The organism is Bacillus sp. JJ634, assembly GCF_036962285.1.
GTDB lineage: Bacteria > Bacillota > Bacilli > Bacillales > DSM-1321 > Peribacillus > Peribacillus asahii_A.
The window spans coordinates 10,094-18,258 of the sequence record NZ_JBALMU010000101.1; the positions used below are offsets into that span (position 1 = coordinate 10,094).

Annotated in this window: 9 protein-coding genes; 1 reads left to right on the top strand and 8 read right to left on the bottom strand. The window is 39.6% G+C overall.

Annotation, left to right across the window (positions count from 1 at the left end; translation table 11 throughout):
- Positions 1-7 precede the first annotated feature (7 nt).
- From V7068_RS15035 to V7068_RS15055, 5 genes are all read right to left on the bottom strand, one after another.
- Entirely contained in the window at positions 8-190 is a 183-nt protein-coding gene (locus V7068_RS15035) for a sporulation YhaL family protein (protein WP_499713458.1), read from the bottom strand.
- A 95-nt stretch (positions 191-285) separates the two neighbouring features.
- The gene (gene yhaM / locus V7068_RS15040; protein WP_252289136.1) at positions 286-1,224 is read right to left on the bottom strand and encodes a 3'-5' exoribonuclease YhaM; all 939 of its coding nucleotides are present in this window, start codon (positions 1,222-1,224) and stop codon (positions 286-288) included.
- A gap of 285 nt (positions 1,225-1,509) precedes the next feature.
- Positions 1,510-2,430, bottom strand: a complete 921-nt coding sequence (gene cysK / locus V7068_RS15045; RefSeq protein ID WP_499713459.1) for a cysteine synthase A — start codon at positions 2,428-2,430, stop codon at positions 1,510-1,512.
- Positions 2,431-2,630: 200 nt separating this feature from the next.
- Positions 2,631-3,875, bottom strand: a complete 1,245-nt coding sequence (locus V7068_RS15050) for an ABC transporter permease (protein ID WP_499713460.1) — start codon at positions 3,873-3,875, stop codon at positions 2,631-2,633.
- Positions 3,868-4,767 (bottom strand): ABC transporter ATP-binding protein, encoded by a 900-nt coding sequence (locus V7068_RS15055; RefSeq protein WP_499713466.1) that lies wholly within the window; start codon positions 4,765-4,767, stop codon positions 3,868-3,870. Before V7068_RS15055 ends, V7068_RS15050 begins: the two co-directional genes overlap by 8 nt.
- Before the next feature lie 153 nt (positions 4,768-4,920).
- On the opposite strand from V7068_RS15055, the gene V7068_RS15060 reads away from it, so the two are divergent.
- The gene (locus V7068_RS15060) at positions 4,921-5,109 is read left to right on the top strand and encodes a YhzD family protein (RefSeq protein WP_499713461.1); all 189 of its coding nucleotides are present in this window, start codon (positions 4,921-4,923) and stop codon (positions 5,107-5,109) included.
- A gap of 45 nt (positions 5,110-5,154) precedes the next feature.
- On the opposite strand, the gene V7068_RS15065 is transcribed toward V7068_RS15060, so the two are convergent.
- From V7068_RS15065 to V7068_RS15075, 3 genes are all read right to left on the bottom strand, one after another.
- A complete protein-coding gene (locus tag V7068_RS15065; protein ID WP_499713462.1) occupies positions 5,155-5,952 on the bottom strand; it encodes an enoyl-CoA hydratase in 798 nt (265 codons plus the stop codon).
- Positions 5,953-6,030: 78 nt separating this feature from the next.
- A complete protein-coding gene (locus tag V7068_RS15070; protein WP_499713468.1) occupies positions 6,031-7,647 on the bottom strand; it encodes a long-chain fatty acid--CoA ligase in 1,617 nt (538 codons plus the stop codon).
- 298 nt (positions 7,648-7,945) lie between these two features.
- On the bottom strand, positions 7,946-8,165 hold a 220-nt coding region (locus V7068_RS15075), incomplete at its 5' end, for an HAD hydrolase-like protein (protein WP_499713463.1).

The window sequence follows — 8,165 nt, forward strand, 5'->3', positions numbered from 1 at the left end:
CGCTTTTTTATATGCTATGTTCCGCTTCACTCTTCCGCTTTTCCTGTTCGAGCTTCATCCGTTCTATATACTTTTGTCCTTCCTCCTCAATCCAGGCGTTTTCCGTCATTCGTTCTTGTCTAGCTGCTCGAATCGCCATAATGGCACTGACTACTATTCCAATAAAAACGAACCAAATCCAAATAGGCATGTCCCTTCCTCCTTCCTAAAATTTCAATCGTATTAGACAATATGCAAGTAAACAAAAAATATGCTTCCTCTTCATGAGAAGAGAAAGCATATTTTTTAAAAGTTTGGTTTATAAAATGAACGATTATCTAGTGCAAATACTCTTTCTGTAAATTCACCTGGTCTAACTTTTTCTAACGCACGATCCATCATATTAATTTTAGCATCCAAATTATCGATATAGTGCAGCACTTCTGCTTCACGAACTAATGGCGGCTTCGGACTCCCCCACTCTGCTTTACCATGATGACTTAGTACAAGGTGCTGCAAAATCATAATTTCTTCTGCCTTAATCTCTAATTCCTCTGCTGCTTTACCAATTTCATTTACCATAATGGTAATATGTCCAAGCAAGTTGCCTTCTACCGTATACACCGTTGACACGGGACCGGATAGCTCGAAAACTTTTCCAAGATCATGAAGAATAATTCCCGCATACAATAAATCTTTATCGAGCGATGGATATAGCGCTGCAATTCCTTTGGCCAAATCCAGCATAGACACAACATGATACGCAAGACCTGACATGAATTCATGATGGTTTTTTGTCGCTGCAGGAAAAACTAAGAAATCCTCTTGATACTTCTTAAGAAGGTGACGTGTTACCCTTTGAATATTAGGATTTCTCATTTCAAAAATATATTGTGTAATTTTCTCCAGCATCTCTTCTTGGCTTAATGGAGCTGTTTGAATTAGATCACTTTTCTTCACACCATCATTATCTGTTGTTAAGCGAATCTGACGAATTTTTAACTGACTGCGTCCGCGAAAGTTTTGAACCTCGCCTTGTACCTTGACCGTCGCTTCAGCCGCATACGTTTTCTCATCGTTGTCTGAAACATCCCATAACTTTGCTTCAATTTCACCTGTTTTATCTGCTAATATTAATGTTAAAAACGGTTTACCGTTACTTGCGACTGCCTTCGTGCTTGTTTTTATATACATATATGTATCTACAGTCTCGCCAAACCCATAATGAACAATTCCTTTTTTCATTCGCGATTGCCTCCGTTCAAGGAAATATCAACATTATACCATAGCCAACACGTCCACGCCGTATTGTTGATAAAGAAAACCCGAATTCCTTAGCATATGCGTGAAATTCGGGTTAAGTGATGTAATAAGAAAAGCGTAAGGCGCCTGCCTATCGGCGACAAGCATAAGATAAGCGGCTGGCAGATACGTTCTTTGCCTTCCGAAGCGATTAGCTAGACCATAAAGCCGATGGCGCCTGGAGCTAGACATCAAAACATATCGAAAATTTTATACTTTCTTATCTTTTTAAAAAATATTCATACTTAAGTAGCGTTCACCATTATCCGGGGCAATACAGAGGACGCGTTTGCCTGCTCCTAAACGGCGTGCTTCTTGAAGCGCAGTCCATACGGCCGCTCCAGCCGATGGTCCTACTAGAATCCCTTCCTTAGTAGCTAAAGCTTTCATCGTATTAATAGCATCATCATCAGCTACTTGAACGATTTCATCCAATATCTCCATATTTAAGATGCTTGGAATAAAGCCAGGACTCGTTCCAACAAGCTTGTGAGGCCCTGGTTGTCCACCTGATATTACAGGTGAACCTTTAGGCTCTACAACCACTACTTTTATGTTAGGAAGCTCAGCTTTTAACGCTTCACCTGTTCCTGTAATCGTGCCTCCCGTACCAGCTGTCGCCACGAACACATCTAAATTGCGGTCCATTTGTTCCAATATTTCTACTGCTGTCGTTACACGGTGAATATCCGGATTGGCATGGTTTTCAAACTGCTGCGGCATGAAGCTTCCCGGAATTTCTTCAAGTAAGCTCTGTGCTTTACGAATCGCACCTGGCATTTTCTCATCAGCAGGTGTTAGCACCACTTCTGCGCCATATGCTTTTAAAATATTAATACGCTCTTTTGACATATTATCTGGCATCACCATAATAGCACGATATCCTTTTGCTGCTGCATTCATCGCTAGACCAATGCCTGTATTCCCGCTCGTTGGCTCGATAATCGTCGCCCCCGGCTTTAATACTCCATCTTCTTCCGCCTGCTTAATTAAATTGTATGCAGCACGATCTTTTACACTGCGGCTCGGATTGAAATATTCCAATTTCACATACACTTCCGCGTCTCCTTCTGCTGTTAAACGATTTAACTTAACAACAGGAGTATTACCAATTAACTCTGTAACATTATTAACAATTCGTACAGTCACGTCTTGATGCCCCTTCCATCTTACCTACGATATATCTCTTTATCCCACACTTAACGGGCAGTAAGCCCCTCACCTCAAGCGCATGAGGAACCAAAGAAGATAGGTGGGGGACAACTGCCCGTTAAGGTCCGATTGGTTCAACTAACCATCAGTGAGGGATAAAGCCCCCCACTGATGGAAGTTTCACTTTATTATACCACTTAATCTTTTTTTGTTAATTGCAGCGCTTTTCTTATATTTTTTAACGATTTAGCACTACCATACATTAAAACGCCGCCTTTATATACTCGTGCACCGAATACAGCTAAAATGACGATACTCGCAACCAGCAGGCCGATACTTAAACTAATCTCCCAAAATGGGACATCCAGCATCCCTACCCGAAGGAACATAATCATTGGTGCAAAGAAAGGAATAAAAGAGGTCACGGTAATATAGGTAGCCGATGGATTATTTAACCCAAACATCGCTAGCATAAAGGCAGCGACCACAAGCATAATCATCGGTGTAATCATTTGCTGAACATCCTCAATTCGGCTGACAATCGAGCCTAAACAAGCAGCTAATGTGGCATACAAGAAGTAACCAAGTAACGTAAAAATAATCGCATATACAATCGTCGACATACTCGTACTTCCAAAGCCCATAAACGAAAAAATACCTTCATTCATATCGGATAAATTTCTTTTAATACTCCAATATCCGACCCCAAAGAAAAGAAGCATTTGCGTTAAACTTAGCAACGCAATTCCTAAGATTTTAGCAAACATTTGTTGAACTGGTGATACGCTGGAAATTAAAATTTCCATTACGCGCGATGTTTTCTCAGTCGCTACTTCCATCGCAATCATGTTCGAATACATAATCACGGCCATGTAAATGATAAATAAAATAATATAGACAAGCCCCCTGGCTTGATTCAATTCTTCTTCTGTCTTAGCATTTTCTTCAAAAGCAACCGTATCTAATACAACCGGAGAATATAACGCCGCGATTTGCTTATCCGTTAATTGCAGTTCATTGGCAATTATTTTTGTTTTTAGTTGTGACAGCACAACAGCAAGCTCCGAGCTAACCGTTGTATCAGCTAACGTATTGGCCTTATACGTCCCTTTTATTATCTCTTGTTCATCGCTTTTAATCATTAAATAAGCAGTTAATTCTTCTGAATCGATAAGTTTCTCTGCTTCTTCTTCCGTTTTAAGTTCGATTAACTCTACATCCTCATCAATGGCCTTCATTCCAAGTTGTACATCACCAAACATGGTTCCCGTTTGATCGATGACCCCAATCTTCTCTTCTGAATCATCAAATAAGGCAATAATTTTTGTAATATTGCTCAAACCGATTACAAGAAGAAGCATAATGGCTGTTGTAATGAGAAATGACTTCGTTTTTAGCTTCATCAAGTATGTATGAAACAGGACAATCCAGAACTTATTCATAAGCAGCCCCTACCTTTTCAATAAAGATATCGTTTAATGATGGCTCCTGTAATTCAAACTTCCGAACAAACCCTCGCGGTACAAGTGCTTGCAGCATTTTCTCCGCAACTGTCTCATCTACTACTTGTAATACTTTCCCTTCCATTGTCGTTTTAACTTTCGTTACACCAGAAAATGTTTCAAGAAAATCTAAATTAAAGTCGGCATGTACAACGACATTTTTCTTTCCAAAAGAGCGCTTGATTTCTTTTAAATGACCGGCAACTACAGGAAAACCTTTTTGTAAAATGCATAGATTTTCACATAATTCCTCGACATGCTCCATCCTATGACTGGAAAATACAATCGTCGTTCCTTGATTTCGCAAGTCAATGACTGCTTCCTTCAACATTTCCACGTTCACCGGATCTAACCCGCTAAACGGTTCATCTAAGATAAGTAACTTCGGCTTATGCAGCACCGAAGAGATTAATTGAATTTTTTGTTGATTTCCCTTTGATAGCTCCTCAACGCGCTTATTCTTATATTCAGGTACTTTAAAACGTTCAAGCCAAACATCCATTTCTTTATTGGCATCCGCCTTACTCATTCCTCTTAATCTCGCAAAATACAATAGCTGCTCACTTACCTTTAGTTTTGGATATAACCCCCGCTCTTCCGGTAAATAACCAATTAACGAACTCATCGATTGATCAATCTGCTTACCCTCCCATGTAATTTCCCCTTTTGTAGGCTGAAGCAATCCAATAATCATTCGAAACGTTGTTGTTTTTCCTGCTCCATTTGCTCCTAACAAACCAAACATTTCTTGCCCGGGTATCGTAAAATCTAATTCATTCACAGCCGTATAATCTCCAAAGCGTTTCGTTACATTATGAACATGTAAGACCATATAAGTTTCCACGCCTCCTATCACCTTGATAGTTTAATAGTATCGAAAGACATTCTCCTTTACAATATAATTGGCAAAACATACAAAAAATGATAAAATATTTTACAATAGTTATATTTTATGTAAATTTATGATAAAAGAGAGGCGTTTCATATGAGTAAAACTTATAAATTAACAGTGTTTGAACCTTCTGGAGAAAAACTATTAGACGAAGCGTTTACAGCAGAACATGATAAGCAAGCGAAAGAAATTGGCGAAAGGCTATTAAAAGAAAAAAACTACTCCGAATTTACTCATCGTTGCACATCATCAGCAGGGAAATTAGTTTTATTTCATGTCTAAGGAAAAAGGCCGTTCCATTTACATGTGGAAGGCCTTTTTGCTTCTTTATTTTCCAATAAAATTCGGTTTTCTTTTTTCAACGAACGCCTTAATGCCTTCTTGATGATCTTGTGTTTGCCGCATCTTACTTTGAGCGATCTTCTCACTTTCCAGCACATTCACTAATACGGTACGATTTTTCTCAGTCAGAATTTTCTTCGTCTCAATCATCGCTTGAATCGGGCTGTTCAGCCATGCTTGTACTTTATTCTCTACCGCTTCTTCAAGAGACCCTTCTGCTACTGCATCAATGACCTTTTTCTCTAAAGCTTCCGGTGCTTTCATCACTTTCCCTTCCCAAATCAAATGCTTAGCCCCGACTTCTCCAAGACGACGCTCTAGGAAGTAATGTCCGCCGCCATCCGGAACAAGTGCAATCCCAATAAAGTTCATCGCAATTTTACTATTAGCCTCTGCAATGACATAATCGGTCGCTAAAGCCATACTTAATCCTAGCCCTGCCGCTGCTCCATGAATCGCACTAATCGTTAGCTTCGGCATGAAATACAACGTTTGAATCAAGCTGCTTACTTCACTCAATAAATCGCCTAAGCCTGCTTTATCAGTGGAATTTAACATCATCTTAATATCGCCGCCAGATGAAAAACCGCGGCCATTTCCTTTTAACACAACAATATCAACTGCTTCATTCTGGCTTACTTCCTTCAAGGCAGCCGTTAAATCCTTCACTAATTCTTGATTAAGCGCATTGAACGATTCTGGACGATTTAACGCAACAACCGCCACTCGCTCTTTAATCGTAACAATGACTGTTTTTGTCGTCGAAGTTGCTTCCGTATTCATTGCTTTTGGCCTCCTCTATGAATCTACTATAATACACGATTATTTTAGCGAAAATTCCATAAAATGTATTTTAAGTAATCACTTCTTTAAGTATTGATCCTTCAGCTGCTCTCGCAACGCCCGTTTTAAAAACTTGCCGACGGATGTTTTCGGAATATCTTTTACAAACAACACTTCATCCGGCAGCCACCATTTAGCAAATTGCGGCGTTAAAAATTCAAAAATGTCTTCCGGTGTTACTTTTCCAACGTACCCTTCCTTCAGCACGACACAAGCAAGAGGACGTTCCTGCCATTTTTCATGCGGCACAGCAATAACTGCCGCTTCAAAAATCGCTTCATGTGCCATTAACGCGTTTTCTAAATCAACGGATGAAATCCACTCTCCCCCGCTTTTAATTAAATCTTTCGTACGATCGACAATTTTCACATATCCTTCTTCATCAATTGTCACGACATCCCCTGTATGCAGCCAGCCATCTTTAAAGGCTTCTTCCGTTTTTTCATTTCGATAATATTCGCTAGCAATCCAAGGACCGCGAATCAACAGTTCCCCCATCTCTTTTCCATCCCGCTTCACTTCACCGTTTTGTCCGACTACTTTGATATCGATCATCGGGACGACAATGCCTTGTTTTGCTTTTAAATCCAACAATTCTTCTTCCGACAAATCATCTTGATAGCTTTTTGGCTTAGAGATGACAACAAGAGGGCTCGTTTCCGTCATTCCGTAAGCATGCAAAAACGGAATCGAATACTTCTGTTCAAACGTCTTAATTAAACTTTTCGGAGCAGCTGCACCTCCGCATAGCAGAGCACGTAAACTGCTTGTATCATAGTTTCCAGTCTCTAGCTCTTGTAATAAGCCGAGCCAAATCGTTGGAACGCCGGCGGAAATCGTCACTTGTTCCGACTGAATAAGCTCAGCCAAAATTTTTGGTGTAAAATAAGGACCTGGCAACACTTGTTTCGTCCCAAACCATAGGCAGGCAAAAGGCAAGCCCCATGCATTCACATGAAACATTGGAACAACCGGCATCGCGACATCCCGCTCGCTCACTGCGCCTGTATCTACTAATCCAAGCGCCATACTGTGAAGAACAATGCCTCGATGCGAATAGATGACACCTTTCGGATTACCTGTTGTGGCCGATGTATAACACATGCCTGCTGGAGCATTTTCGTCTAAATCTTGTCTCAAGGCTTGCTTTGGATTTCCTTGCGCTACTAATGTTTCATAATGGTACACAGGAGAAAGAGAAGTTTTGGGAAGCTCGGCTTGATCTGTCATGATGATGTACCCTTCAACGGACTTTAATTGTGGAGAAATAGCCTCAATAAGCGGAATCAAATCCGCATCGAGAAGTAATAACCGGTCTTCCGCATGATTGATGATATAGGCCACATGTTCAGGAGACAATCGAATATTAATCGTATGCAATACAGCACCATAACAAGGAATCGCAAAATAAGCTTCAAGATGCCGGTGATGATTCCAAGCAAGTGTACCAATCCGGTCTCCCTCTTGAATCCCTAGCTTCTCAAAGCTGCTTGCTAATCGTCTTGTTCGTTCCGCAATTTGTGCATACGTAAGTGTATGGATTCCTCCATCTGTTCTCGATACAACTTCTTTCTTCGGAAAATATTTCTCCACTCTTTCAATCATTTGCGTCAAAATCAAAGGGGTATTCATCATCATAATCTCCTCCTTTTATAGAAAACGCTTTCATTTTATAGTATTCGCTCACCTTTTAGTAAATCCTGTTAATATACCTTAGCCTTTTTTATTTTCTAGGAAAAAAATAAAGGTTATCAAAAACACCTCACAAACCCGTACTTTACGATAAATAAAAAGAATCCATTTTGAAAAAGAGTAATCAAAATGGATTCTTATCTAGTAGATTTACAATCTTGTTTTTATAAAAAAGTTTGATGATCTCCGTGATCCTTATGCCATTAAAGCGTCTTTTAGCTGAATAATAACATATCGTCATTTATTCAACTTTATCTGCTATTAAAAGCTCTTTTATCTCTTCAACACTATTGACAATATGTGTAGGGTGAGAATCACTTAATTCTTCAAATGAACCATATCCATAAGTTACTCCAATAGAGTCAATACCAGTATTTTTCGCACCAATCATATCGTATTTTCTATCACCAATCATAATAAAATCATTTAACTTATGCTTATTGTACTTATCAAGTATGTAT

What these genes read in the sequence shown, in the direction of transcription:
- V7068_RS15035 (WP_499713458.1), bottom strand. Translation starts at nt 190, where the DNA reads ATGCCTATTTGGATTTGGTTCGTTTTTATTGGAATAGTAGTCAGTGCC.
- yhaM (WP_252289136.1), bottom strand. Translation starts at nt 1,224, where the DNA reads ATGAAAAAAGGAATTGTTCATTATGGGTTTGGCGAGACTGTAGATACA.
- V7068_RS15060 (WP_499713461.1), top strand. Translation starts at nt 4,921, where the DNA reads ATGAGTAAAACTTATAAATTAACAGTGTTTGAACCTTCTGGAGAAAAA.
- V7068_RS15065 (WP_499713462.1), bottom strand. Translation starts at nt 5,952, where the DNA reads ATGAATACGGAAGCAACTTCGACGACAAAAACAGTCATTGTTACGATT.
- V7068_RS15055 (WP_499713466.1), bottom strand. Translation starts at nt 4,767, where the DNA reads ATGGTCTTACATGTTCATAATGTAACGAAACGCTTTGGAGATTATACG.
- V7068_RS15070 (WP_499713468.1), bottom strand. Translation starts at nt 7,647, where the DNA reads ATGATGAATACCCCTTTGATTTTGACGCAAATGATTGAAAGAGTGGAG.
- V7068_RS15050 (WP_499713460.1), bottom strand. Translation starts at nt 3,875, where the DNA reads ATGAATAAGTTCTGGATTGTCCTGTTTCATACATACTTGATGAAGCTA.